The following is a 23,650-nucleotide window of genomic DNA, read 5'->3' on the forward strand; positions in this document are numbered from 1 at the left end:
ACGCCCGTCGCCCGCCGGTGCTTCTCACGCCGCCAGTCCCACCGCCTCCACCGCCGGAGTGCGCAGCACCCTGCGGGCCGTGGCCAGGCTCGTCCCGATCGTCGCGGCCACCGCGATCGCCACCACCGCCAGCCAGATGCCGAGCCCCTGGTGGGGCAGCACCGAGTCGGTGCGGACGAGGGTGAACGGGATGATCCCGGCCAGCGCCGCCACCGTTCCGAAGAACAGCCCGACCGCCGTGAGGATCAGCCCCTCCACGCCCACCGTGCCCAGCACCTGCCGCGGGCTCGCCCCGGCCAGCCGCTGCCGGCCGAACTCCTGACTGCGGTAGGTCGTCGCCGCGTACAGCGAGTTGACCAGCATCACGCACACGAACACCACGATGATGCCGACGACCGTGAGGTTCAGCGTCTGCAGGTTCTTCGCGTCGACCGTCTTCACCGCGCCCGAGGCCTGCACGGCGTCGCTCTCCACACCCTGCATGTACAGCGTGGCGACGGACACCGCCGTGAACAGGATCAGCGACATCAGGATCCCGGAGAGGTGGTCCGCCCGCCGGCGCAGGTTCCGCACGGCCAGCCAGCCGCTCGCCCCGGTCAGCGGCAGCCGGTCCAGGACCCCCTTCAGCAGCCGCGGCGCGAGCAGCGCGCACCCCACGGACAGCAGGATCGCCCCGTACGCCGGAGTCGCCATGAGCGCCCCGTCCGTCGCCGAGAAGGCGAAGGTGGAGGTCACCGAGACGGCCCCGGTGCCGAGTGCCGCGTACGCGAGGAGCGTGCGCGCCCTACCCCGCTGCCGACGCGCGCGGGTGGCCCGTCGTACGGCGAGGAAGGCGGCGCCCGTCGCCGCGACCAGCGTGATGTCGACGCCCGACATCAGCGCCACGAGACCGAAGGAGGGCTCGACGCTCTCCGCGACCTGCCCGCTGTCCTGGAAGACGTCCAGGAGCGCCCGCCCGCCGAGCATCGCCGGACCGATCGCCAGCACGGCACCGATCAGGGCGACCGCCACGGACTCGCCCACGACCATCCGCCTGATCTGCCCCGGCGTCGCCCCCGAACAGCGCAGCAGCTCCAACTCACCCGCCCGCTGACGGATGTTGACCGTCAAGGTCGACGCCACGGCGAAGAACACCAGCAGGGTCCCGTAGCCGCCGACGACACTCGCCGAGGTCGTCAGGGTGTCCGAGCTCACCGGGTCGACACCCGGCCGGCCCGCCGTGTCGTACAGCGAGTTGAACGTCATGATGATCCCCGCGCCCAGGAAGGCGGCCAGCAGGGTCGCGAGAAACCGTCCGGGCCGTTGCCGTATCGACCGCATCGCCAGCATGAACATCGCTCACACCCCCGCCGTCACGTCGTCGCCCAGGTGCGCGAGGCGCTCGGCCACCGCGTCCGGCGTCGGCGCGTCCATCCGGCCCGCGAGCCGGCCGTCCGCGAGGAACAGCACGGAGTCGGCGTACGACGCGGCGACCGGGTCGTGGGTCACCATCACCACGGTCCTGCCGTGCACCCGCACCGCCTCCTGGAGCAGCCGCAGCACGTCCCGCGCGCTCCGGGTGTCGAGGGCGCCCGTCGGCTCGTCCGCGAAGATCACCCGGGGGTCCGCGACCAGCGCGCGGGCGATCGCCACCCGCTGCCGCTGACCGCCGGAGAGCTGGTCGGGCCGGTGCCCGAGGCGGTCACCGAGACCTACAGCCGTCAGGACTTCCCTGACCCGCTTCCGGTCGACCTTCCGGCCGGCGAGCTTCAGCGGCAGGACGGTGTTCTGGGCGACGGTCAGCGTCTCCAGCAGGTTGTACTGCTGGAACACGAACCCCACCCGGCCGCGCCGGAACCGCGTCAGCTCCGCCTCGCCGCCGCCCGTCAGCTCCGTGCCGTCCACCCGGACGATCCCGCTGTCCGGCCGGTCGAGACCGGCAGCGCACTGCAGCAGCGTGGACTTGCCGGACCCCGACGGACCCATCACCGCGGTGAAGGTGCCCCGGGCCAGGCTCAGCGTGACCCCGTCCAGAGCGGTCACGGCACTGTCGTCCGTGCCGTAGGTCCTGCTGACCTTCACCAGCCGCAGCGCCTCCGCGGCGGGTCCCGTGTCGTGCGTACGTCCTGAACCTGTGCGAAACATCGTCGTCCCCCTTCGTCCGGCACGCCGTGTGCCTCGTAGAAGAAGCTACGGAGCCGCAGGTCGCAGGACATTGGGCGTAGAACCCGTCTTGCGAGGTGTACTCAGTGACACCGTCCGGCGGATACGGCAGGGTTGACCGCCATGACCGACGGAATAGCCTGGCTCGCCGAACCGCAGTCCATCGCCTGGGGCGGTTACAGCGTGGTGATCGCCCCCGACCTCGAATCGGAATCCCTGGCGCGACGGATCGCCGGGACCGCACACCGGCCCTACCGGCCCCGCGCCATCGGGGAACTCACCGGACGCCAGGCGCAGGACCTGCTGGAAGGCCTGTACGGCGAGGTCCTGGACGGCATCGCCCTGCGCCACGGCGAGCTCGACGAGTGGTCCTACGTCATCAAGTACGGCGGCTGGCAGGGCGAGTTCGGCACCGGCACCCGGCCGGTCGACCACGGCGGCCTGCATGTCTACCACCTGGAGTACGAGGAGGAGAACGGCAAGCCGGTGCCCCCGAACTTCGCCTACCGCCACGACGAGAACCTGATGTGCGCGTTCAACCTGCACCTGGACGGCACTTGGGGGTACGGCAGTCCCGAGGGGGACCCCGACGTGGTCGCCGCCGTCCAGCAGCGGCTCACGGCCGCCGGACTGCCCGACGAGGACCTGGACGACCGTGCCGTGCACCGGGCCTGTCTGGAGGTGCTCCAGCGGCACTTCGGCCTCACCCTGCCCCGCGAGCGGATCCTGGAGGACACCCTGCCCACGCTCCTGCTGACCGGCCCCTGACGGCTGAGGCCGTTGTCAGTGGGGCGCTGTACTTTTCGGCGCATGGGGATCTATCTGGTGAGCGTGGGCGCGCGGGAGTGGTTCGACACCGACGAGGAGGAGGGCAGGGGGGCTGTCGCCGCCGGGCTGAACGCGGAACTGCGCCGCCGGGGGCTGCCGCCGTACGAGTCCCTGCCCGAAGAGACGGAGTTCGTCCGCGGGTCGGGGCTGCGGTTCGAGGAGAAGCTGGTGCCGTCCATGGAGGGCCTTCTGCGGCTGGCGCGTGACCGGCTGGCGCCCTCGGAGCCGGAGGCCCTTCTCGACTGGTCGGTACTGGTGCCGGTGCCGCTCGACGTGGAGATCGAACTGCCCATCGAGTCCTCCTACTCGGACACCACGGTGATCGCCGGAGCCCCACAGATCCTCGATCTCGCGCGACGACTGGCCGAAGCCGTGTGCCTGCCCCTCGACGAGATACCCGAAGCCTGCGACAACCTCGACCTCACCATGTGGTTCCTGGACGGTGAGGCGAAGCGGGTCGCCGCCGCACGGCCCGGACCCTGGGCCGAGGACCTGGACGCCGCGTTCTACGTGGCGCTGTACCTGCGTGCCGCCCAGCACTCCCTGCGGCGCGGCTGCCCGATCGTCTACAGCTGACGCGACGGTGAGGTGAGACCGCCGGTCCTGAACGGTTTCACCTCGCGGCGCGGACGGTGGACACCCCTCCCATCTGCCACTAGCTTCAAGCGCCGACCCGGCTGAATCGATACAACGCCGAACAGCCGAACAGCCGCACAGCCGAAGGGACCACGGCATGACCGACGGAGTCCACCGCACCGACGTCGAGGGCCTCACGGTGGAGCACCGCACCGATCCGCTCGGCGTGGACGCCGCCCGCCCTCGGTTCGGCTGGCGCACCGCGTCCCGGGTCCGCGGCCGGCGGCAGACGGCGTACCGCATCCTGGTGGCGTCCGGCCCCGACCGTCTGGCCGAGGGCCGCGCGGACGTCTGGGACAGCGGCCGGACCGACTCGGCGGACTCGGTGGCGGTGCGCTACGCGGGCCCCGAACTGCACGCCTCCACCCGCTACCACTGGACGGTCCAGGTCTGGGACGAGAGCGGCCGCAGGCTCCCCGACGCCCCGGTCGCCCGTTTCGAGACGGGCCTGCTCAGCGCCGACGGCGTGCGCGGCTGGGACGGCGCGCAGTGGATCAGCATGGCGGGCAAGGCGCCGCACAGCCCGGGCTCGCCGCTCCTGAGAAGGCAGACGGCGCTGAAGGCCGGCCGCGTGCGCGACGCCCGGCTCTACGTCTCCGCGCTCGGCGTGTACGAGGCCCATGTCAACGGCCAACGGGTCGGCGTGCCCCAGGACGGCGGCACCACGTACGAACTGCTCACCCCGGGCTGGACCAACTACGACACCACCGTCAGCTACTTCACCTACGACGTGACGGACCTGCTGGCGGGCCGGCCGCAGGTCACCCTCGCGGCCGTGCTGGGCAACGGCTGGTACAACGGCCGCGTCTCCGAGAACAGCGTCTACCACGCGGAGTCCGGCAACCGCCTCGCCCTCAAGGCCAAGCTCCTGATCCGCTACGAGGACGGTTCCGGCCAGAGTGTCGTGACCACGTCCGGCGACGACTGGAGGGCCACGGACACCGGCCCCTACCGTGCCGACGACATCTACGACGGTCAGACCTACGACGCCCGCCGGGAACTGCCCGGCTGGACCGCCAACGGTTTCGACGCCTCCGCCTGGTCCGGAGTGGAGGAGCACGACTTCACCACCCGGTTCCCCGACGCCCGACTGGTCGCCTACCCGGGCGAGTCGGCCCGGCTGATGCCCGCGTGGGACCGCAGGCCACGGTCGATCACCGTCTATACCGGTGGCGGCGATCTCGTCGCCGACCCTGCCCGCACGGTGACCGACCCCACCGGGGCCGCCTCCGCCCCCCTCACCCTGCACCCCGGCGACACCGCCGTGATCGACCTCGGCCAGAACCTCGTCGGCGTTGCCCGCTGCACCCTCCGCGGCCCCGCCGGAGCCGAAGTCGCCCTTGAACCGGCGGAGATGCTCAACGACACCGGTGCGGGCGCGGACGGCCCCGAGGGTTCCGTCTACCGGGCCAACCTCCGCACCGCCCGGGCGACGAGCACCTACATCCTCAAGGGCGATCCGGAGGGCGAGACCCACCAGGACTCCCTGACCTTCTACGGCTTCCGCTACGTCTCCGTCACCACGACCGCCACCGTCACCCTCACCGAACTGACCGGCCGGGTCGCCACCTCCGCCCTCCACGACATCGGCACCGTCGAGACGGACGATGCCGACGTCAACCAGCTGATCAGCAACGTCCGTTGGGGCCAGCGCGGCAACTACCTCTGGGTGCCCACCGACTGCCCGCAACGCGACGAGCGCTGCGGCTGGACCGGCGACACCCAGCTGTTCGCCCAGACCGGCCTCTACAACACCGACGCGGTCTCCTTCCTGAGTCACTTCCAGGACATCCTGATCGACTCCCAGCGCACCTACGGCGCGGACGGCGCCCAGTTCACCTGGATCGCGCCCGGCGCCCGCTACAACGAGCCGGTTCCGGCGAGCGGTTGGGCGGACTGCGGGGTCGTCGTGCCCTGGACGGTGTGGCAGATGAGCGGGGACACCACCGTCGTCGACCGTAGCTGGGACGCGATGACGGCCTACATGGACTGGATCCGGGCGTGCACCGGCGACACCCACGCCGGACAGGGCGCGATCTTCGGTGACTGGCTGGCCTTCCAGGTCACCAGCACCCAGCTCGTCAGCGACGCCTACTACGCCTACAGCGCCCGGCTCATGGCGGACATGGCCCGCGCCACCGGCCGCACCGCCGAGGCCCAGGCCTACGAGGAGCTGTTCTCGCACATCAAGCGGGCGTTCGTCACCAAGTACCTGAGCACCGAGAACGGCAGGCTCACCGTGCGTTCCAGCCTCGGCTCCCCGCCGCCCTGGACCCCGGGAGGCAGCCCCACCCGGACCGAGGACGACAGCCAGACCGCCCTGCTCTGGGTCCTCAAACTCGGCCTGTACGACACCGAGGCCCAGCGGCACGCGATCGTCGAGCTCCTCGTCCAGAACATCGGCAACTCCGCCGCCTACAAAGCCGCCCACCCGGACAGCACCCGTGTCGGACACGCCGAGAACACCCTCTCCGTCGGCTTCCTCGGGGTGAACGTCCTGGCGCCCGTGCTCACCGAGGAGGGACAGGTGGAGCTGGCCTACAAGGTGCTGCACCAGGACGCGATGCCGTCCTGGCTGTACTCGGTGCGGAACGGCGCGACCACGATCTGGGAGCGCTGGAACTCGTACTCGAAGGAGGACGGCTTCGGGCCGGTCGAGATGAACTCCTTCAACCACTACGCCTACGGCGCGATCATGGAGTGGATGTACGAGAGCATGGCCGGCATCGCCAAGGACCCGGCCCACCCGGGCTTCCGGCACTTCTTCCTGCGGCCCCACCTCGACCCGACCGGCAGGATCACCACGGTCACCGGCTCGCACCGGTCACCGTACGGCGAGATCGTCAGCGCATGGACGGTGCGGGAGAGCGCGTTCACGCACCGGGTCGCGGTCCCCGCCAACAGCACCGCGACCCTGCGCATCCCCACGGCCGACCCCGACTCCGTGCGCGAGGGCGGCACCCTCCTGTCACGCGTGCCGGGGGTGACGTACCTGGGTTTCGAGGATGGTGTCGCCTCGTACGAACTGCCCTCCGGGCACTACGAGTTGACGTCCTCACTCGCCTGAGAGTCCACCAGCACCACCTCCAGGGTACGCGGCCCGTGCACCCCCTCGACCCGGTCCAGCTCGATGTCACTGGTCGCCGAGGGGCCGGAGATCCATGTCAACGGGCGTACCGGGTCGAGGCGTTCGAGGGCCTGCGGCACGGAGGAGACGACCTGGTCCGGGACGCGTACGACACAGACGTGGTGGTCCGGGACCAGGGTGATGCGGCGGCGGCCCTGGTCCGGGCCGCCGTCCAGCACGATCGTGCCGGTCTCGGCGACGGCCACCGCGCACGCCGTGACCACGCTGTCGATCCGGTCCAGTTCGTGCGGGGTGCTCTCGGCCAGGTCCTGCACCTGTTCGGTGTCGGCGTCCGCGAGCCACGCCGGATCAAGACCCGGTGGCACGAGGACGGTCTTCGCCCCCCGGGCCGCCAGCATTCCGGCGAGTGTCGCCGGCAGGTCGGCCGAGGTGCAGCGGTGCACGATCGCCCGGTAGTCGGCGAGGTTCTCGGCCAGCAGTTCGACCGTCTCCTCGACACCGCGGTCCCCGTGTTCCCGCAGGTACGCGCGCTCGATCGGGGTGTCGGCCCCCCTGGCATCGGCCAGCGCGCGCCGCACCCGGCCCAGAATCCGCTCCCTGCTGCTCACTTGCTGCCCTCCTTGCCGCCGCCTGTGCGCTGCCACCAGTCGCGGAACGGTTCCGCGGGCACGGCAGGCAGGTCCCGCGTGCCGCTCCACGCCTTGCCGGGGCCCGGCAGGGTGCGGGGATGGACCCGGCGAGTCCGTGACGCCGCCCGCTGGCCGGTGCGCAGGACACCGGGATGGGAGAACGCCCAGCGGGCCGCCCGCATCGCGGCCCGCTCGGCCGCGTGCCCCTTGGCGGGCTTGAGCACCACCTTGTTGCCCTCGCGGACCACCGGCCCGCCCTGGACGACCCGTTCCCGCAGATGCACCAGCACCTCGGGGATGTCGATGGCGACCGGGCAGACCTCGTAGCAGGCCCCGCACAGCGAGGAGGCGTACGGCAGCGAGGCGTCGATCTCGCTTGCGGTACCCCGGAGTTGGGGGCTGAGGATGGCGCCGATCGGACCCGGATAGACCGAGCCGTAGGCATGGCCGCCGGCCCGCTCGTAGACCGGGCAGACGTTGAGACAGGCCGAGCAGCGGATGCAGCGCAGGGCCTGGCGGCCGACCTCGTCGGCGAGGGTGTCGGAGCGGCCGTTGTCGAGCAGCACCAGATGGAAGTGCTGCGGGCCGTCCTCGTCGGTGGTGCCGGTCCACGTGGACGTGTACGGGTTCATGCGCTCGGCGGTCGAGGAGCGGGGCAGCGTCTGGAGGAACACCTCCAGGTCCTGCCAGCTCGGCACGATCTTCTCGATGCCGACGACCGAGATCAGCGTCTCGGGCAGGGTCAGACACATCCGTCCGTTGCCCTCGGACTCCACGACCACCAGGGTGCCGGTGTCGGCGACCATGAAGTTGGCGCCGGAGATGCCGACCTTGGCGCGCAGGAACTTCTCCCGCAGATGCAGCCGTGCCGCCTCCGCCAGTTCGGCTGGCGTGTCGGTGAGGCCCTCGGGTGCCGGGCGGCCCCACTCGCTCATCTCCCGCTCGAAGATGTCCCGGATCTCGCTCCGGTTGCGGTGGATGGCCGGGACGAGGATGTGCGAGGGCCGGTCCTTGCCCAACTGCACGATCAGCTCGGCGAGATCGGTCTCGTAGGCCCGGATGCCCTCGGCCTCCAGCGCCTCGTTGAGGCCGATCTCCTGCGTGGCCATCGACTTGACCTTGACGACCTCCGACTCGCCGGTCATCTTGACGAGGTGCGTCACGATCGCGTTGGCCTCGTCGGCGTCGGCGGCCCAGTGGACGGTGCCGCCCGCCGCGACGACCGACTCCTCCAACTGCACCAGATACCGGTCGAGATGGCGCAGCGTGTGGTCCTTGATCTGCTTGCCGGCCTCGCGCAGCTCCGCCCAGTCGGAGACCTCCGCGACGGCGTTCGCCCGCTTGGCGCGGATGGTGTGCGTGGCGTGGCGCAGGTTGCCGCGCAGCGTCTTGTTGCCCACGGCCTCGTGCGCGGCCTCGGGGAAGGCCGGCATCCCCAGATACGTCCCGCTCATACGGCCGGCTCCTCTTCCGTGCTCGCCAGGATCTCCGCGATGTGCACCGGCCGCATGTCCGACTCCAGCCGGCCCATCGTGCCGCCGATGTGCATGAGGCACGAGTTGTCGGCCGCGCACAGGACCTCGGCGCCCGTCGACTCGGCGTTGCGCACCTTGTCCGTGCCCATCGCCGCCGAGACATCGGAGTTCTTCAGCGCGAAGGTGCCACCGAAGCCGCAGCACTCGTCGGCGCCCGGAAGCTCCTTCAGCTCAAGGCCCTTGACCGCCTGGAGCAGCCGCCGGGGCCGGTCACCCAGCCCCAGGCCGCGCAGTCCGTGACAGGTCGGGTGATAGGTCACCGTGTGCGGGTAGTACGCCCCGACGTCCGTCAGCCCCAGCACGTCCACCAGGAACTCCGTGAGCTCGTACGTCTTGGGCACCACGGGCGCCAGCACGGCCGCGAGGCTCTCCCCGCGCCCCTCGGCCCGGGCCCGCTCACCCATCCGCGGATACAGCTCCCGCACCATCGCCCCGCACGAGCCGGACGGTGTCACGATCGCCTCGTAGTCCCGGAAGACATCGGAGAAATGCCGGGCCAGCGGTTCCGCCTCATGCCGGTAGCCGGTGTTGTAGTGCGCCTGCCCGCAGCAGGTCTGCGACATCGGGAAGTCGACGTCCACGCCCAGCCTGGTCAGCAGTTTCACCACAGCGCGCCCGGTGTCCGGATAGAGCGTGTCGTTGACACAGGTCAGGAACAGGGCGACACGCATCGCGGCTCCTTGTGGTCGATCATCGGATGGGTGAAGCGTAGTCGGGGGGCGCCGCCCGGGGGAGACCCCGGTCAGGCCCCGGCGAGGCGGGCCTGTGCCTCGCGCCAGCGCGCGGTGTCGCCCTGCGGCTCGTACCGCGTGAGCGGCTGCGTACGGGCGAGCAGCTCGCGCCCGCCCGCGAGGTCGCCCACGAGCCCGTGGGCCCGCGCCTGGACCAGGACGTTGCCGAGCGCGGCCGCCTCGGTCGGCCCCGCCACCACGGGCAGCCCGCAGGCGTCGGCGGTCAGCTGGCACAGCAGGGCGTTGCGCGTCCCGCCCCCGACGACGTGCACGACGTCCACGGGGTGGTCGGCCAGCCGCTGCGCCTCCTCCACCGCCTTGCGGTGGGCCAGGGCCAGCGAGTCGAGGATGCAGCGCGTGACCTCGGCGGGGGTGACGGGCACCGGCTGCCCCGAGGCACGGCAGGCCTCGGCGATCCGCTCCGGCATCCGCCCCGGCGGCAGGAAGACGGGATCGGAGGCGTCCACCACCGACCGCAGCGCCGGCACCTCGGCCGCCTCGGGGAGCAGCTCGCCCAGATCCGGGTCGCCCCAGGTCCGTACGCACTCCTGGAGCAGCCACAGCCCCATGATGTTCCGCAGATACCGGACCGTGCCGTCGAGCCCCAGCTCATTGGTGAAGTTGGCGGCCCGGCTCTCCTCCGTCAGCACCGGCGCGTCCAGTTCGAGCCCCGCCAGGGACCAGGTGCCGGTGCAGATGTAGGCGAACCGCTCACCGGAGGCGGGGACGGCGGCCACCGCGGAGGCGGTGTCGTGCGACCCGACGGCCGTCACCGGCACGGGCCCTTGAAGACCGGTCTCCTCCAGCACCTCGGGCCGGAGCAGACCGGCCGGGTCACCGGGCTGCCGCAGCGGCGCGAACAGCCCCAGGTCGATGCCGAGGCGCGAGGCGAGGTCGTACGACCATCCGCGCGTCCGGGGATCGATCAGCTGGGTGGTCGAGGCATTGGTCAGCTCGGTGCCCTGCTCGCCGGTCAGCCAGTAGGTGAGCAGGTCGGGGATGAGCAACAGCCTGTGCGCACCGTTGAGTCGGTCGGCGACGAGCTGGTACAGCGTGTTGAAGGGCGCGTACTGGAGCCCGGTCGCCGCGTAGAGCTCCGGCGCGGGCACGGTCGCCCACACCTTCTGCGCGACCCCCTCGGTGCGGGGGTCCCGGTAGTGCACCGGGTTGCCGAGCAGCGCCCCGTCGGCGTCCAGCAGCCCGTAGTCCACGGCCCAGCTGTCGATGCCGACCGAGTCGACCTGCCCGGCGGCCCTGAGCCCGTCCAGGACACCGCCGTACAGCGAGAGGATGTCCCAGCGCAGGCCCTCCGGGACGCGGACCGGACGGTTCACGAACCGGTGTGCCTCGGACAGCTCCAGGCTGTCGGGGCCGACGCGGCCGACCATGACACGTCCGCTGGACGCGCCGAGGTCGACCGCGGCGTACGACTTCACGGACGCGCTCATCGCAGGAAGGCGGCCGCGACGCCGGCGTCGACCGGGACGTGCAGCCCGGTGGTGTGCGTCAGCTCCCCGCCGGTCAGTGCGAACACCGCGTTGGCCACGTGCTCGGGGAGCACCTCGCGCTTGAGGATGGTCCGCTGGGCGTAGAACTCGCCGAGCTTCTCCTCCTGCACGCCGTACACGGCCGCCCGCTGGGCGCCCCAGCCGCCGGCGAAGATGCCCGACCCCCGCACCACGCCGTCCGGGTTGACGCCGTTGACGCGGATGCCGTGCTCGCCCAGCTCCGCGGCCAGCAGCCGCACCTGGTGGGCCTGGTCGGCCTTGGTGGCGGAGTAGGCGATGTTGTTGGGGCCGGCGAACACGGCGTTCTTGGAGGCGATGTAGACGACGTCGCCGCCCAGCTTCTGGGCGATCATCACCCGGGCCGCCTCCCGCGACACCAGGAAGGAGCCGCGCGCCATGATGTCGTGCTGGAGGTCCCAGTCCCTGGCGGAGGTCTCCAGGAGCGGCTTGGAGATGGAGATACCGGCGTTGTTGACGACGAGGTCCACGCCGCCGAAGGCCAGCAGGGCGGCCTTGAACGCGCCGGTGATCTGCTCCTCGTCCGTCACGTCCACGGTCACCGCGACGGCCTTGTCCGGTCCGCCGAGCTCCTCGGCGACCGCGGCGGCGTTCTCGGCGTTGAGGTCGGCGACGACGACACACGCGCCCTCGGCGACCAGGCGCTGCGCGATGGCCTTCCCGATCCCGCTGCCGGCACCGGTCACCAGCGCCACCCGCGTCGCGAGCGGCTTGGGCTTCGGCATCCGCTGGAGCTTGGCCTCCTCAAGAGCCCAGTACTCGATGCGGAACTTCTCGGACTCCTCGATGGGCGCGTACGACGAGACGGCCTCGGCGCCCCGCATCACGTTGATGGCGTTGACGTAGAACTCACCCGCGACCCGGGCGGTCTGCTTGTCCTTGCCGAAGGAGAACATGCCGACACCCGGGATCAGCACGATCGCCGGGTCGGCGCCGCGCATGGCGGGGGAGTCGGGCAGGGCGTGCCGCTGGTAGTAGGCGGCGTACTCCTCGCGGTACTCGGCGTGCAGTTCGTCGAGCCGCGCGACGGCCTCCTCCAGAGGAGCGGTCGGCGGCAGATCGAGGACGAGCGGCCGCACCTTGGTCCGCAGGAAGTGGTCGGGGCAGGAGGTTCCGAGCGCGGCGAGCCTCGGGTGCTCGGCCCGGGCCAGGAACTCCAGCACCGGCTCGGAGTCGTTGAAGTGCCCGACCTGCGGCTTGTCCTGGCAGGCGATCGCGCGGACGTACGGCGCGAGGGCGGCGGCCCGCTCCCTGCGGTCGGCCTCGCCGAGCGCGCCGTACCCCTCGATGACGGGCCCGAAGGGTTCGGCCCTGCCGCGCTCCTCCAGGAACTTCTCGGCGGTCCGGATGATGTGCAGCGAGTTCTTCTCGCACTCCTCGGCCGTGTCACCCCAGGCGGTGATCCCGTGGCCGCCGAGGACGACCCCGATCGCCTGCGGGTTGGCGGCCTTGATGGCGGCGATGTCCAGCCCCAGCTGGAACCCGGGCCGCCGCCACGGCACCCAGGCCACGGTGTCGCCGAAACACTCGGCGGTCAGCTTCTCCCCGTCGGCGGCGCAGGCCAGCGCGATCCCGGAGTCGGGGTGCAGGTGATCGACGTGCGCGGCCTCGACGAGCCCGTGCATGGCGGTGTCGATGGAGGGAGCGGCGCCCCCCTTGCCGTGCAGGCAGTAGTCGAACGCGGCGACCATCTCGTCCTCGCGCTCGACGCCCGGGTACACGTCGACGAGCGCCCGCATCCGGTCCAGCCGCAGCACGGCCAGCCCGGCCTCGGTCAGCGTCCCGAGGTCACCCCCGGACCCCTTGACCCACATCAGCTCGACATCACCCCCGGTGACGGGATCGGTGTCGGTGCCCTTGGCGGACGCGTTGCCGCCGGCGTAGTTGGTGTTACGGGGGTCGGAGCCCAGCCGATGGGAGCGGGCGAGCAGGGCGGCGGCTTCGGGGTGGAGTGCCATGAACGTCAGTCCTTCTTGAAAGAGGGGGGAGATTTCCTACTTAGGGGCGCGGGGAACTGCGCGACCAGCCACAACGGACCCGCACCCCGCAGACGACAGATCCAGGCAGACGCTTACGCCCCCCAACCAGCCTGTTCCCCGCCCACTCGCGAGGCCACGATCTTCTCGGCCCACCCGGACCGCTTGTACGCAGCGATGGGGTTCGCATCAAGCCCCATCTCCTCCCGCACCTCCGCAAGCAACGGCCGCACATCCGTGTTGTACGCATCCATCAACACAGCGTTCGCTTCAAGAACGTCCCCGGAAGCCTGCGCAGCAGAAAGCGCATCACGGTCGACCAGCAACGCCTTCGCCGTCGCTTCCTGCACGTTCATCACCGACCGGATGATCGCCGGAATCTTCGCCTCGATGTTGTGGCACTGGTCGAGCATGAAGGCGACGTCCGGCGTGTAGCCACCACCCCGGATGACCTCGTACATGATCCGGAACAGCTGGAAGGGGTCGGCGGCACCGACCATGAGGTCGTCGTCGGCGTAGAACCGCGAGTTGAAGTCGAACCCGCCGAGCTTCCCCTCCCGCAGCAGCGTGGTGACGATGAACTCGATGTTGGTCCCGGGAGCGTGGTGCCCGGTGTCGACGACGACCTGCGCCTTGGGTCCGAGCTTCAGACAGTGCGCGTACGCCGTCCCCCAGTCCGGCACGTCGGTCGAGTAGAACGCCGGCTCGAAGAACTTGTACTCAAGGAGCATCCGCTGCCCGTCACCGAGACGGTCGTACACCTCGGAGAGACCTTCGGCGAGTCGGTCCTGCCGGGCCCGCAGATCGTCCTGACCGGGGTAGTTCGTCCCGTCTGCGAACCACAGCTTCAGGTCCGTGGACCCCGTGGCGTCCATGATGTCGACGCACTCCAGCAGGTGGTCCAGTGCCTTCCGGCGCACCGAGGCGTCCGGATGGCAGATGCTGCCCAGCTTGTAGTCGTCGTCCTGGAAGGTGTTGGAGTTGATGGCGCCCAGCCTCACGCCGCGCTCCTCGGCGAACTTCGCCAGCGCGGCGTAGTCCTCGACCTTGTCCCAGGGGATGTGCAGGGCGACGGTCGGGGCCACCCCGGTGAACGCGTGCACCTGTGCCGCGTCCTCCAGCTTCTCCTGCGGGGTACGCGGTACGCCCTGCTGGGCGAACACCTTGAAGCGGGTTCCCGAGTTCCCGTACGCCCACGACGGCGTCTCGACGGCCTGGGTCTTGAGAGCGGCCTTCACCGCGGCGAGCTCGGTCACTTGAGGGCTCCTGTGACGTCGGGTCTTGAGGGCTGTTCGAACTGCTTCCCTATGAAACGATTCAAGACGGGAAAGTATGGGGCCCCTGCGGGGGTGTCAACCCCTGCGACCAAGGCTGTTGCCCGTGACCCCCCTGTGACCTGAGTTCATCGAAATTTTTCGACACGAACCCATTGACGTGACATGCGCTCCATGCCTAACGTCCCGGCAACCAAGTTGAAACCTTTCACGACGCCGTGAGGGCCGTCCCGCCGGCGTCGTCGAGGAGCCCCCAATGACCCACCCGTCCACCACGGGTCCGGCCCCGGTTCTCGCGCTCAAGGACATTTCGAAGTCCTTCGGCGCGGTTCGCGCCCTGCGGGACGTCTCCCTGGAGCTGTTTCCCGGGGAGGTGCATGCCCTCGCCGGCGAGAACGGCGCGGGCAAGTCGACCCTCATCAAGACCCTCGCGGGGGTGCACCGACCGGACACCGGCCAGGTAGTGCTCGACGGTGAGCCGGTCGTCTTCCACGGTCCCGGTGACGCCCGCGACGCCGGTATCGCCGTGATCTACCAGGAGCCCACGCTCTTCCCCGACCTGTCGATCGCCGAGAACATCTTCATGGGCCGCCAGCCCCGGAGGGCCCTCGGCCGGATCGACCACAAGGCCACGCACGCCGCGACCCTGGCCCTGATGCAGCGCCTCGGAGTCGAGCTCGACCCCGACCGCCCGGCGCGCGGCCTGTCCATCGCCGACCAGCAGATCGTCGAGATCGCCAAGGCGCTGTCCTTCGAGGCCCGCGTCCTGATCATGGACGAGCCCACCGCGGCCCTGACCGGCAGCGAGGTGGCCCGGCTCTTCGGCGTCGTCAAGGCGCTCCGTGAGCAGGGTGCCGCCGTGCTCTTCATCTCGCACCGGCTGGAGGAGATCTTCCAGATCTGCCAGCGGGTCACCACCCTGCGCGACGGCGCCTGGATCGCCAGCGAGCCGATCGAGGGCATGACCGAGGACGACCTGGTCCGCCGTATGGTCGGCCGCGACCTCGAAGAGCTCTACCCCAAGCAGGACGTACGCCCCGGCGAGGTCGCGCTCACGGTGAGCCGGCTGACCCGGGAGGGAGTCTTCACCGACGTCTCGTTCGAGGTCAGGCGAGGCGAGATCGTCGGTCTCGCGGGACTCGTCGGAGCGGGCCGTACCGAAGTCGCCCGCGCCGTGTTCGGCATCGACCGCTGGGACGCCGGCGAGGTCTCCGTGGACGGCAGGGCGCTGGTCAACGGCGCCCCGTCCACCGCGATGGCCGCCGGCCTCGCCCTGGTCCCCGAGGACCGGCGCGCCCAGGGCCTCGTGATGGACATGTCCATCGAGCGCAACATCGGCCTCACGGGCCTGCGCACGACCGTCAAGGCGGGCCTGATGGACCGCGGCGCCGAACGCAGCCGCTCCCTCGACTGGGCCGTCAAGCTCCAGGTGAAGTACGCCCGGATCGCCGACACCGTCAACACCCTGTCGGGCGGCAACCAGCAGAAGGTCGTCCTCGCCAAGTGGCTGGCCACCGGCCCCAAGGTGCTCATCGTCGACGAGCCGACCCGCGGTATCGACGTCGGCACCAAGGCCGAGGTGCACCGGCTGCTGAGCGAGCTGGCCGCCGACGGGGTGGCCATCTTGATGATCTCCTCCGACCTGCCCGAGATCCTCGGCATGGCCGACCGCGTGCTCGTGATGCACGAGGGCCGCCTCACCGCCGAGATCCCGCGCTCCGACGCCACCGAGGAAACCGTGATGGCCGCAGCCACCGGGAGGGCCGCCGCATGACGGTGACGACTCCCAACCAGGCCCCCGTGACCGACGTACCCAAGTCCAGCGGCACCCGGCTGGTCGACCGCGTCTTCAAGATGCGCGAGCTCGCCATCCTGGTCGTCTTCCTGGTGATGATCGTCGTCACCCAGATCGGGAACAGCGACTTCCTCACCGAGCAGGGCATCAAGGACCTGCTGCTGAACGCCACGATCCTGGTGCTGGTCGCCACCGGCCAGTCGCTGGTGGTCATCACGAGGAACGTCGACCTCTCGGTCGGCTCCATCCTCGGCATCAGCGCCTTCGCCACCGGCACCTACCTGCACGGCGGCGGCAACCCCGTCCTGGCGATCGTCCTCGCGGTCCTGCTCGGCATCGGCTTCGGCCTGCTCAACGGCCTCCTCGTGAGCCTCGGCCAGGTGCCCGCGCTGGTGGTCACCCTGGGCACGCTCTACATCATCCGGGGCATCGACTCCATCTGGGTCGGCTCCCGCCAGATCACGGCGGCCGACCTCCCGGACAGCTTCGTGAACTTCGGCTCCGGCGGCATCTCCGCGGTCCCGTGGCTGGCCCTGATCGCGCTGGCCGTTCTCGTCGCCACCGCCTACTACCTCAAGCACTTCGGCAGCGGACGCGAGCTGTACGCGCTCGGCTCCAACCCCGAGGCCGCACGGCTCGCCGGCATCCCGGTGCGCAAGCGGATCCTGGCCGCGTACACCTTCTGCGGTGGCCTCGCCGGCCTCGCCGGCGCGATGTACCTGGCCCGGTTCGGCAACGTCGACTCCGGGACCGGAACCGGCTACGAACTGACCGTCGTCAGCGCGGTCGTGGTCGGCGGTGTTGTCTTCACCGGCGGCTCCGGCAGCGTCTACGGCGCGGCCCTCGGCGCCCTGCTGCTGACCTCCATCAACAGCGTGCTGCCCGCCCTCGGCGTCAGCTCGGTCTGGGTGCTCGCCATCAACGGCATCCTGCTCATCCTCGCCATCGCGGTCGACCGGATCGTCGCGCTGCGCGTGGCCTTGGCCCTGAAGAAGAGGAACGCCCGCCATGCCTGAGTCCCTCAGCCGCGCGATCCGCTGGGACACGGTGGTCGGCGCCCTACTGATCGTCGTGCTCCTGCTGTCCTTCGGTACGGTCGACGGCTTCGGCAACGCGCTGAACCTGTCCTTCCTGATCGGCAACACCCTGCCGATCGCGCTGATCGCCCTGCCCATGACCCTGCTCGTGGTCTCCGGCGAGATCGACCTCTCGGTCGCCTCCACCGCCGGCCTGTCCGGCGCGGTGATGGGCGCCCTGTGGAACCAGGGCCTGACGATCGAGGTGATCATCCCGATCTGCCTGGTGCTGGGCGTGGCATGCGGACTCGTCAACGGTCTGCTCGTGACCCGCCTGGGCCTGCCCTCCCTCGCCGTCACCATCGGCACCCTCGCCGCCTACCGGGGCATCGCACAGATCGTGCTGGGCTCCGACGCGGTCACCGACTTCCCCACGCAGTACCTGGACTTCGCGGCGGGCCGGATCGGGGACACGTTCATCCCGCAGGCCTTCCTGCCCTTCCTCGTCCTGCTCGCGATCGCCGTGGTCGTCCTGCACGCCACGCCGTTCGGGCGGTCGGTGTTCGCGACCGGAGCGAGCGAGGAGGCGGCGCGGTTCGCCGGCATCCGGGTCAAGCGCCAGAAGCTGATCCTGTTCACGGTGACGGGCCTGATGGCCTCACTCACCGGGATCTTCTGGGCACTGCACTACGCCAGCGCCCGCTACGACAACGCCACGGGGCTCGAACTCTCCGTCGTGGCGGCCGTGTTGCTGGGCGGCATCGACTTCGACGGCGGCAAGGGCACGCTCGGCGGCGCGATCGCGGGAGTCTTCCTCCTCGGCGCCCTCCAGAACGTGATGAGCCTCCAGGACGTCTCCGCCCAGTCCCAGATCGTCGTCACCGGCGTTCTTCTCGTCCTCTCCGTGCTCGGCCCCCGGGTCGCACGGCAGATCTCGGTTGCGAGGGCCGGCCGCCGAGCCGCCTCGACACCGGCGTCCAAGGCGCCCACCCCGGCCGCATAGGCCCGGGCGTTCAAGGAAACCTCGTATCCGCTCACCCTCGTAAGGAAGATCCGTCATGCGCAAGTCATCCCTCCGCCGTTCCTGCGCGGCCCTCGCCGCCGGCACCTCGCTCGCCCTCGCGCTCACCGCGTGCGGCGGCACCACCAAGAAGGACGTGCAGGACGAGGGCGCGTCGGCGGCCTCCACCGCCAAGGCCGACCCGAACGCGGCCACGAAGAAGGGCCTGACCGTCGGGTTCCTGCCCAAGCAGGTCAACAACCCGTACTTCACCTCCGCCGACAAGGGCGGCGAGACGGCCCTGACGGAGCTGGGCTCGAAGTACAAGGAGGTCGGTCCGTCCAGCGCCACCGACACCGCCGGCCAGGTCTCCTACGTCAACACGCTCACCCAGCAGCAGGTCAACGCGATGGCCGTGTCCGCGCAGGACCCGGGCGCCCTGTGCACCGCGCTGAAGCAGGCCATGAAGAACGACATCAAGGTCGTCACCTACGACTCCGACACCAAGGCCGACTGCCGCAACGCCTTCGTCTCGCAGGCCTCCGCCGAGGACCTCGGCCGCACCGAGGTGCAACTGCTCGCCGAGCAGATCGGCTACAAGGGAGAGATCGCGATCCTGTCCGCCGCCCAGACGGCGACGAACCAGAACACCTGGATCGACTTCATGAAGGACGAACTGAAGGGCGACAAGTACAAGAACATCAAGCTCGTCAAGGTCGCGTACGGCAACGACGACGCCCAGCAGTCCTTCCAGCAGACCCAGGGCCTGCTCCAGGAGTACCCGAACCTGAAGGGGATCATCTCCCCGACCACGGTCGGCATCAAGGCGGCTGCCCAGTACCTCTCCGGCTCCAAGTACAAGGGCAAGGTCAAGCTGACCGGCCTCGGCACCCCCAACGACATGCGCAAGTACGTCAAGAACGGCACCGTCGAGGGCTTCGAGCTGTGGGACCCGGCGAAGCTCGGCGCGCTGGCCGCCCAGACCGCCGTCGCGCTGGTCTCCGGTCAGATCACCGGCAAGGAGGGCGAGACCTTCAAGGCCGGCGGCACCACGTACACCATCGGCAAGGACGGCGTGATCAACCTCGGCAAGCCGACCGTGTTCACCGCCAAGAACATCGACCAGTTCAACTTCTAGTTCCGGAGCGGTACTTCATGCAGCGCGTCTGTTTCCTCCTCAAGGTCCGTCAGGACAAGCTCGCCGAGTACCGCGAACGACACGCCGCCGTGTGGCCGGAGATGCTGGACGCACTCTCGGCCACCGGCTGGCACAACTACTCGCTCTTCCTGCGCGACGACGGCCTGCTCGTGGGCTATCTGGAGACCGAGGACTTCGAGGCCGCCAAGGCCGGTATGGAAGCCACCGAGGTCAACGCCCGCTGGCAGGCCGAGATGGGCGAGTTCTTCGAGTCACTCGACGGAGCCCGCCCGGACGAGGCGATGAAACCGCTCACCGAGGTGTTCCACCTCGCCTGACAACCTCCCCATCAGGACCACAGGAGCCGCACCATGAAAAGACGCACGCTGCTCGCAGGTGCCATCGTGTCCGCCATGTCCACCACCGCGCTCACCGGCGGCACCGCCCGCGCCGCCGGTCCCGGTCCCTCCGTCACCCGGACCGGCACCACCACGCTCGACAGCCAGGCGGTCTTCTTCGTCTCCTACGACGGCCTCGTCAACAACAACTCGTTCCAGAAGAACGGCCTGCTGACCTACAAGGGCTACCAGTACGCCGTCTGGTACACCGCCGACAAGAACGCCGTCGTCGGCCGCCGCGTCCTCGGCGGGAGCACCTGGTCCACCGTCCAGGTCGGACACACCCTCAAGACCAGCGACTCCCACAACGTCATCTCCATGGGCGTCTCCAAGGTGGACGGCCGCCTCCACCTCAACATGGACTCGCACAGCGACGGCTTCACCTACGTCAAGTCGGTCGCGGGCCTCTTGGACAACCCGTCAGGACTGAGCTGGACCGCCGCCCGGTTCGGGGCACCCCAGTCCACCCTGGACGGCGTGGCCCTCACGTCGCAGTTCACCTACCCGCAGTTCGTCTCCACCCCGGACGGCAAACTCCAGCTCAGCTACCGGCGCGGGATATCCGGCAACGGCCGCAACGCCCTCGCGGAGTACGACGGTTCGGCCTGGACCGACCTCGGCGAGTGGTCCGCCTCCACCGGCACCTACACCAGCGAGCACGGCTCCTCGACGGCCCGCAACATGTACCTGCACGGCATCGACTACGACAAGAACGGCCGGCTGCACTCCTTCTTCACCTGGCGCGAGCAGAACGGCGCCGTGATGTGCAACAGCGGCGGCATCACCAACCACGACACCGGCTACGTCTACTCCGACGACCGCGGCCGCACCTGGCGCAACAACGCCGGCACCGTCGTGGGCAGCACCGGCGGCTCCGACAAGGTCGCCGTCACCGACAGCGGCCTGGTCATCGACGCGCTGAACCCGGACCACTCCCTGATGAACCAGGAGAGCCAGTCCACGGACTCCTCGGGCCTGCCGCACGCGATCATCAGTTACGTCCCAGGACGCTTCGGCCAGTGCACCACCGACTACGTCTCCGACCGCACCGCGGGCGGCCGCGCCTTCCACGTCCGCAAGAACTCCTCGGGCACCTGGCAGAAGACCGAGATCCCGGTCGTGCTCGGCTCCAGCCAGCGCACCAAGCTGATCCTGGACAAGTACGACAACGCCTACGCGATCTTCCCGTTCGGCCGGATCGCCGCCGCGTCCAAGGCGTCCGGGTACACCGACTGGAAGATCCTGTTCGACGGCAGCGGCCTCAACGCCTTCGGCGAGGTCGTGATCGACGAGACGCGGGTGGCGCAGGACAACGTGCTGTCGTTCATGTACCAGGAGAAATCCAGCGGTACGACCCCCTCGGCGCTCCACGTCGTCGACTTCGCGTTGCCCACCTGATCGTGACCGGTGTGGGGGCGGCTCGACGATAATGTGAAGGTCGTCCTGTCGCCCCTCGTCTCCCTGGAGGTCCCTGCCCGATGGCCCAGTCGGTGGGTATCAAGGACGTCGCCCGAGCCGCCGGAGTCTCCGTCGGCACGGTCTCGAACGTCATCAATCGTCCGGACTCCGTCGCCACCGAGACCCGGGCGCGCGTCCTGTCCGCGATAGACCGGCTCGGCTATGTCCGCAGCGAGTCCGCCCGCCAGCTGCGCGCGGGCCGCAGCCGGATCATGGGCCTCCTCGTGCTCGACATGGGCAACCCCTTCTTCGTCGACGTCGCACGCGGCGCCGAGCGGGCCGCCCGCGACGACGGCCTCGGCGTGATGGTCTGCAACAGCGCCCAGAGCGCGAGCGAGGAGGCGGAGTACCTGTCCCTCTTCGCCGAGCAGCGGGTGCGCGGCGTCCTGCTCACCCCGACCGACGCCTCCGGTCGCAACATCGACTCCTTCCGCCGCCACGGCATCCCCTTCGTCCTCGTCGACCGGGTCGCCGAGGGCACCACCGAGTGCTCGGTCTCCGTCGACGACGTCGCCGGCGGCGCGCTGGCCGTACGCCACCTCGTGGACGCCGGGCACCGCTCCATCGCCTACGTCAGCGGCCCGCCCGGCCTCAACCAGGTCCGCGACCGCCGCACCGGCGCCCTGAACGCTCTCGCCGAGGCGGGCCTGGGCCCCGACCACCTGCGCGAGCTGCCCACCGAACGGCTCGACGTGGCCGCGGGCCGGGACGCCGGCGCCCGCCTGCTCGGCCTCGCGGACCGCCCGACCGCCGTGTTCTGCGCCAACGACCTGCTCGCCCTCGGCGTGCTGCAGGCCATGTACGCGGCGGGGATCACGGTCCCCGACGACCTCGCCATCGTCGGCTACGACGACATCGAGTTCGCCGCCGCCGCGGCCGTCCCGCTCACCTCGGTCCGCCAGCCCGCCGTCACCATGGGCGCCCTGGCCGCCGAACTGCTCCTGGAGGAGACGGAGGCGGAGACCACCGGCAAGCGCCACGAGCACCGCCGGGTGGTGCTCCAGCCCGAACTGGTGGTGCGGCGCTCCAGCCTGGCCGCCCGCTGACCCGCAAGTCAGTAAGATTTCATGATCGAAGGGGTCCGACGGCGGACGAACATGTGCTGAACTGGGACGCGCCCTGAAGAATCCGTCCGTCCCGGGAGCCCAGTTGTCCGCGACCTACCGCCAGCCCGGCCTCGTCCTCACCGACCGCCGCTTCAGCGTCCCCCTCGACCACGACGACCCGGCCGGGGAGACGATCGAGCTCTACGCCCGTGAGGCCGTGGCGAGCGACAAGGCGGGCCAGAACCTGCCGTGGCTGGTCTACCTCCAGGGCGGCCCCGGCTTCGGGGCGAACCGATTCGTCGGCAAGGGGGGCTGGTTCGGCCGGGCCTTGAAGGAGTACCGCGTCCTCCTGCTCGACCAGCGCGGCACCGGCCACTCCAGCCCCGCCAACCGCCAGACCCTCCCGCTGCGCGGCGGCCCCGCCGAACAGGCCGAGTACCTGGCCCGCTTCCGCGCCGACTCCATCGTCCGCGACTGCGAGGCGATCCGCCCCCAGGTGACGGGCGGCGCCCCCTGGACCGTCCTCGGTCAGAGCTTCGGCGGTTTCTGCGCCACGACCTATCTGTCCCTCGCCTCCGAGGGCCTCGCCGCCGCCGTCATCACCGGCGGTCTGCCCTCCCTCGGCGCCCACGCCGACGACGTCTACCGGGCCGCCTACCCGCGCGTGGAGCGCAAGGTCGCCGCGCACTACGCCCGCTATCCGCAGGACGTCGAGCGGGCCCGCCGTATCGCCGACCACCTCCTCACCCACGAGGTGACCCTGCCGAACGGCTATCGGCTGACCGTCGAGGCCTTCCAGTCGCTCGGCATCCTCCTGGGCGGCAGCGAGGGCAGCCACCGGCTGCACTTCCTCCTGGAGCACGCCTTCGTCCGCACCCCGCGGGGCCCGGAGCTCTCCGACGCCTTCCAGGAAGAGGTCCAGGGCCTCCTCTCCTACGCGCCCCACCCGCTCTACGCCCTCGTCCACGAGGCCACCTACGGCCAGGACGGGCGGCCCACCGCCTGGTCGGCCGAACGGGTACGCGCCGAGTTCCCGCAGTTCGACGCGGCCAAGTCCCTCGCCGGCGACGAGCCGCTGCTGTTCACCGGCGAGTCGATCCACCCTTGGCTGTTCGACTGCGACCCGGCCCTGCGGCCGCTGCGCGAGACCGCCGAACTCCTCGCCGCCCGCACCGACTGGCAGCCTCTGTACGACCCGGCCCGCCTCGCCACCAACGAGGTTCCGGTCGCCGCCGCCGTCTACCACGACGACATGTACGTCGACACGGCCCACTCCCTTCGGACCGCCCGCGCGATCCGCGGTCTGCGCACCTGGGTGACGGACGAGTTCGAGCATGACGGCGTCCGTGCGGGCGGCCCGCGGGTACTGGACCGGCTGCTCTCCCTCGTCCGCGGCGAGGTCTGACGCCGAAGACCGGCGCCGTCCGTGGGCGC

The 23,650-nt window shown here is 70.4% G+C and carries 19 protein-coding genes; 11 read left to right on the top strand and 8 right to left on the bottom strand.

The window, feature by feature from the left end:
* Window positions 1-24 precede the first annotated feature (24 nt).
* Together RKD20_RS41775 and RKD20_RS41780 are read right to left on the bottom strand one after the other, a co-directional pair.
* On the bottom strand, window positions 25-1,335 hold the full coding sequence (locus tag RKD20_RS41775) for an FtsX-like permease family protein (protein ID WP_424882277.1): 1,311 nt from the start codon (window positions 1,333-1,335) through the stop codon (window positions 25-27).
* Window positions 1,336-1,338: 3 nt separating this feature from the next.
* On the bottom strand, window positions 1,339-2,124 hold the full coding sequence (locus RKD20_RS41780; RefSeq protein WP_424882278.1) for an ABC transporter ATP-binding protein: 786 nt from the start codon (window positions 2,122-2,124) through the stop codon (window positions 1,339-1,341).
* A 141-nt stretch (window positions 2,125-2,265) separates the two neighbouring features.
* On the opposite strand from RKD20_RS41780, the gene RKD20_RS41785 reads away from it, so the two are divergent.
* The 3 genes from RKD20_RS41785 (at window position 2,266) to RKD20_RS41795 (ending at window position 6,673) form a co-directional block, all read left to right on the top strand.
* A complete protein-coding gene (locus tag RKD20_RS41785) occupies window positions 2,266-2,910 on the top strand; it encodes a hypothetical protein (protein WP_424882279.1) in 645 nt (214 codons plus the stop codon).
* A 42-nt stretch (window positions 2,911-2,952) separates the two neighbouring features.
* The gene (locus tag RKD20_RS41790; RefSeq protein ID WP_424882280.1) at window positions 2,953-3,546 is read left to right on the top strand and encodes a hypothetical protein; all 594 of its coding nucleotides are present in this window, start codon (window positions 2,953-2,955) and stop codon (window positions 3,544-3,546) included.
* A gap of 157 nt (window positions 3,547-3,703) precedes the next feature.
* Window positions 3,704-6,673 (top strand): family 78 glycoside hydrolase catalytic domain, encoded by a 2,970-nt coding sequence (locus tag RKD20_RS41795; protein WP_424882281.1) that lies wholly within the window; start codon window positions 3,704-3,706, stop codon window positions 6,671-6,673.
* On the opposite strand, the gene RKD20_RS41800 is transcribed toward RKD20_RS41795, so the two are convergent.
* The 6 genes from RKD20_RS41800 to rhaI all read right to left on the bottom strand — a co-directional run bounded on the left by RKD20_RS41800 (window position 6,646) and on the right by rhaI (window position 14,347).
* On the bottom strand, window positions 6,646-7,302 hold the full coding sequence (locus tag RKD20_RS41800) for a LutC/YkgG family protein (RefSeq protein ID WP_424882282.1): 657 nt from the start codon (window positions 7,300-7,302) through the stop codon (window positions 6,646-6,648). The two genes, RKD20_RS41795 and RKD20_RS41800, sit on opposite strands and share 28 nt — an antisense overlap.
* Window positions 7,299-8,777 (bottom strand): LutB/LldF family L-lactate oxidation iron-sulfur protein, encoded by a 1,479-nt coding sequence (locus tag RKD20_RS41805; RefSeq protein ID WP_424882283.1) that lies wholly within the window; start codon window positions 8,775-8,777, stop codon window positions 7,299-7,301. The genes RKD20_RS41800 and RKD20_RS41805 overlap by 4 nt, the downstream gene beginning before the upstream one ends.
* Window positions 8,774-9,529, bottom strand: coding sequence for a (Fe-S)-binding protein (locus RKD20_RS41810; RefSeq protein WP_020117069.1), 756 nt, complete (start codon window positions 9,527-9,529; stop codon window positions 8,774-8,776). The genes RKD20_RS41805 and RKD20_RS41810 overlap by 4 nt, the downstream gene beginning before the upstream one ends.
* Before the next feature lie 71 nt (window positions 9,530-9,600).
* The gene (locus RKD20_RS41815; protein WP_424882284.1) at window positions 9,601-11,037 is read right to left on the bottom strand and encodes a rhamnulokinase; all 1,437 of its coding nucleotides are present in this window, start codon (window positions 11,035-11,037) and stop codon (window positions 9,601-9,603) included.
* Window positions 11,034-13,073 (bottom strand): bifunctional aldolase/short-chain dehydrogenase, encoded by a 2,040-nt coding sequence (locus RKD20_RS41820; RefSeq protein ID WP_424882285.1) that lies wholly within the window; start codon window positions 13,071-13,073, stop codon window positions 11,034-11,036. The genes RKD20_RS41815 and RKD20_RS41820 overlap by 4 nt, the downstream gene beginning before the upstream one ends.
* Window positions 13,074-13,186: 113 nt before the next feature.
* Complete coding sequence (rhaI, locus tag RKD20_RS41825; protein WP_424882286.1) at window positions 13,187-14,347, bottom strand: L-rhamnose isomerase; 1,161 nt, start codon at window positions 14,345-14,347, stop codon at window positions 13,187-13,189.
* A gap of 274 nt (window positions 14,348-14,621) precedes the next feature.
* Between rhaI and RKD20_RS41830 the strand changes: the two genes are divergently transcribed.
* The 8 genes from RKD20_RS41830 to RKD20_RS41865 all read left to right on the top strand — a co-directional run bounded on the left by RKD20_RS41830 (window position 14,622) and on the right by RKD20_RS41865 (window position 23,621).
* Window positions 14,622-16,139: a sugar ABC transporter ATP-binding protein gene (locus tag RKD20_RS41830; protein ID WP_424882287.1), complete on the top strand. Its 1,518-nt coding sequence runs from the start codon at window positions 14,622-14,624 to the stop codon at window positions 16,137-16,139.
* Window positions 16,136-17,176: an ABC transporter permease gene (locus tag RKD20_RS41835; RefSeq protein WP_424882288.1), complete on the top strand. Its 1,041-nt coding sequence runs from the start codon at window positions 16,136-16,138 to the stop codon at window positions 17,174-17,176. The genes RKD20_RS41830 and RKD20_RS41835 overlap by 4 nt, the downstream gene beginning before the upstream one ends.
* On the top strand, window positions 17,169-18,179 hold the full coding sequence (locus tag RKD20_RS41840; protein WP_424882289.1) for an ABC transporter permease: 1,011 nt from the start codon (window positions 17,169-17,171) through the stop codon (window positions 18,177-18,179). The genes RKD20_RS41835 and RKD20_RS41840 overlap by 8 nt, the downstream gene beginning before the upstream one ends.
* 55 nt (window positions 18,180-18,234) lie before the next feature.
* Window positions 18,235-19,314: a rhamnose ABC transporter substrate-binding protein gene (gene rhaS / locus RKD20_RS41845; protein ID WP_424882290.1), complete on the top strand. Its 1,080-nt coding sequence runs from the start codon at window positions 18,235-18,237 to the stop codon at window positions 19,312-19,314.
* Window positions 19,315-19,331: 17 nt separating this feature from the next.
* Entirely contained in the window at window positions 19,332-19,652 is a 321-nt protein-coding gene (locus tag RKD20_RS41850) for an L-rhamnose mutarotase (RefSeq protein WP_062040203.1), read from the top strand.
* A gap of 33 nt (window positions 19,653-19,685) precedes the next feature.
* Complete coding sequence (locus tag RKD20_RS41855) at window positions 19,686-21,110, top strand: BNR repeat-containing protein (RefSeq protein WP_424882291.1); 1,425 nt, start codon at window positions 19,686-19,688, stop codon at window positions 21,108-21,110.
* An 80-nt stretch (window positions 21,111-21,190) separates the two neighbouring features.
* Window positions 21,191-22,216 carry a LacI family DNA-binding transcriptional regulator gene (locus tag RKD20_RS41860; RefSeq protein ID WP_424882292.1) on the top strand — a complete coding sequence of 342 codons (1,026 nt, stop codon included), beginning with the start codon at window positions 21,191-21,193 and terminating at the stop codon, window positions 22,214-22,216.
* A 103-nt stretch (window positions 22,217-22,319) separates the two neighbouring features.
* Window positions 22,320-23,621: an alpha/beta fold hydrolase gene (locus RKD20_RS41865; RefSeq protein WP_424882293.1), complete on the top strand. Its 1,302-nt coding sequence runs from the start codon at window positions 22,320-22,322 to the stop codon at window positions 23,619-23,621.
* Window positions 23,622-23,650: the final 29 nt, after the last annotated feature.

Origin of the sequence: Streptomyces sp. SLBN-8D4, assembly GCF_049739545.1 — a bacterium.
Taxonomy (GTDB): Bacteria; Actinomycetota; Actinomycetes; order Streptomycetales; family Streptomycetaceae; genus Streptomyces; species Streptomyces canus_C.